The 2,012-nt window shown below is 32.4% G+C and carries 4 protein-coding genes; 3 read left to right on the top strand and 1 reads right to left on the bottom strand.

The window, feature by feature from the left end; genetic code table 11:
* The first annotated feature begins 166 nt into the window (after window positions 1-166).
* The 3 genes from V7659_RS30525 (at window position 167) to V7659_RS30515 (ending at window position 1,336) form a co-directional block, all read left to right on the top strand.
* Window positions 167-505, top strand: coding sequence for a hypothetical protein (locus V7659_RS30525; RefSeq protein ID WP_335543762.1), 339 nt, complete (start codon window positions 167-169; stop codon window positions 503-505).
* A gap of 121 nt (window positions 506-626) precedes the next feature.
* Window positions 627-860 (top strand): hypothetical protein, encoded by a 234-nt coding sequence (locus V7659_RS30520; protein ID WP_335543761.1) that lies wholly within the window; start codon window positions 627-629, stop codon window positions 858-860.
* 275 nt (window positions 861-1,135) lie between these two features.
* Window positions 1,136-1,336, top strand: coding sequence for a cold-shock protein (locus tag V7659_RS30515; RefSeq protein ID WP_007083691.1), 201 nt, complete (start codon window positions 1,136-1,138; stop codon window positions 1,334-1,336).
* Window positions 1,337-1,589: 253 nt separating this feature from the next.
* Here the strand turns inward: V7659_RS30515 and V7659_RS30510 are convergent, their stop codons facing one another.
* Complete coding sequence (locus V7659_RS30510) at window positions 1,590-1,868, bottom strand: HU family DNA-binding protein (protein ID WP_335543760.1); 279 nt, start codon at window positions 1,866-1,868, stop codon at window positions 1,590-1,592.
* Window positions 1,869-2,012: the final 144 nt, after the last annotated feature.

Below are 2,012 nucleotides of genomic sequence, written 5' to 3'. Positions count from 1 at the left end.
AAAGATTATTGTGAAGAAATGTACTTGTACTAATAGGGGCAAGAGTTAAAGAAGTGATCGCTACTGCGGTCTTTTCTCTTGTTGTGCTAACGAAGCAGATTAGTGTAAAAAGCATTGATAAAATTTATAATAATTACTGTTATTAGTTTTAAGGATGTGATAGCTTTTGTGTGGAATAGATTTTGCTATTGGAGTAACAGATAAAGAAGCGTCAAAGGCAGAAAAATATGTTCATTTTAACGAAAAAATATACACTTACTTAATAAATAAGGAAAAGGGTTATGGCAATGACTTTAATCTTCTTTTGAATCTCGACCCTTATGGTAAAACAATAATATTTAGAGATAAGATTCCAGATTTAGTAGTAATATGCGAAGCCTTAATTAAAAAATACAACTTGACTGATGAAAAAGAACGAGAAATAAGGACTTTTGCACAAGAATTAAAGGCACTATGCGATGAAGCGATAAAACAAAAAAAACATATATACGCTTTTGGAGATTAGTTAATATTGCTGATCAATCTCGGTTTTCACCTCGTTCAACGGGGCAGGTTAAATAAAGTAGAAAAGTGACAAACTAACAGGTATATAAATTCCTTAAAAGGAGTAAGAAAACCGTACAATTATGAAAATAATAGCTATTGGGGTTATATTGGTTGTTGGCGGAAGTATCATTTTAGGGTGGTTTATTAAAGAATCTTATAAAAATTATAAAAATGAAAGGACAAAAACTAAAATTTTCTATTTCTTATGGATGATTTTAGGTGTCGTTTTAGATTTAAGTAATGGATTAATTATTATTGTTGGTCTTATTTTATTAGGAGTTCTTTTAATAATCTATTCCCCACTCTTCAACTAACAGGTGCTTTAACTCAATAACGAGTTATTTAATAAGCCGAGAATATGTAGTTTTTATTCATTACTTGTTTACTTTCGGCTTATTTGCTAGAAAGTGACATAAATTCACATAATGGATTGTAATCTTGCAAACACTTTCAAAAAATGGTATTCTAAGGAAGAATTATTTTTGTTCGGTGTAAAGGATAGTATTAGTTAAACTTTTCATCTAAATGATCACTGGGAGCAAGGATAGTAATATATGTGTGCAAAAGCACACAGCAGGAGGAAACACACTTGGAACAAGGTAAAGTAAAATGGTTTAACGCAGAAAAAGGTTTTGGATTTATCGAACGCGAAGCTGGAGACGATGTATTCGTTCACTTCTCAGCTATCCAAAGCGAAGGTTTCAAATCTTTAGACGAAGGTCAAGCAGTTACTTTTGAAGTAGAGCAAGGTCAACGTGGACCCCAAGCTACTAACGTTCGTAAAGCTTAATAATAAATAATAATGTTGGATATAGACAGGCTCTATTTTAGAGTCTGTTTTTTATTTACCTTAAAAACAAGGAACCCCACTCACGAATGAGTGAGGAACATGTAAACAGTAAATCAAATGGTAAATAAAGTGTATCACATAAACACGAAATCTCCTAATTATCATAGGTCATATAGATTTCTGAACTGATTTAGTTAAGAGTGACTTAAATGGTCATTCATTTTTTGTATGCAACACTAAAGATCATTAATTATTACTTTTCAGCTACTGCATCTTTAAGAGCTTTACCAGCCTTAAAAGCGGGAACTTTTCCAGCTGCTATCTGAATTTCTTCCCCAGTTTGTGGATTTCGACCTGTACGTGCAGCACGTTCACGAACCTCAAAATTACCGAAGCCAATCAATTGAACTTTATCACCATTTTTTAATGCTTCCAAAATAGTATCAAAAACTGCATCTACTGCTTTAGATGCTTCTTTCTGTGAAAGTACTGCGGTTTTTGCTACTTGATTAATGAAATCTGTTTTATTCATTTTATAATCACTCCTTTAAAGACTTTACAATCCACAGGGGACGTACCTTAGTTGTAACATAGCGTACATTAGTTCGCAACTCTAACCTTATTTTTCTTGTTCAACTAAAGAAGCAGGTTAATTTAAGAAAATAGATGCCCAAGG

Origin of the sequence: Neobacillus drentensis (genome assembly GCF_036966985.1) — a bacterium.
GTDB classification, from domain to species: domain Bacteria; phylum Bacillota; class Bacilli; order Bacillales; family Cytobacillaceae; genus Neobacillus; species Neobacillus drentensis_E.
Note: the sequence above shows the minus strand (reverse complement) of the source record. Positions and strands in the feature narration are given on the sequence as shown.

Coding starts and splice junctions, on each gene's coding strand:
- V7659_RS30520 (WP_335543761.1), top strand. CDS start 627: ATGAAAATAATAGCTATTGGGGTTATATTGGTTGTTGGCGGAAGTATC.
- V7659_RS30510 (WP_335543760.1), bottom strand. CDS start 1,868: ATGAATAAAACAGATTTCATTAATCAAGTAGCAAAAACCGCAGTACTT.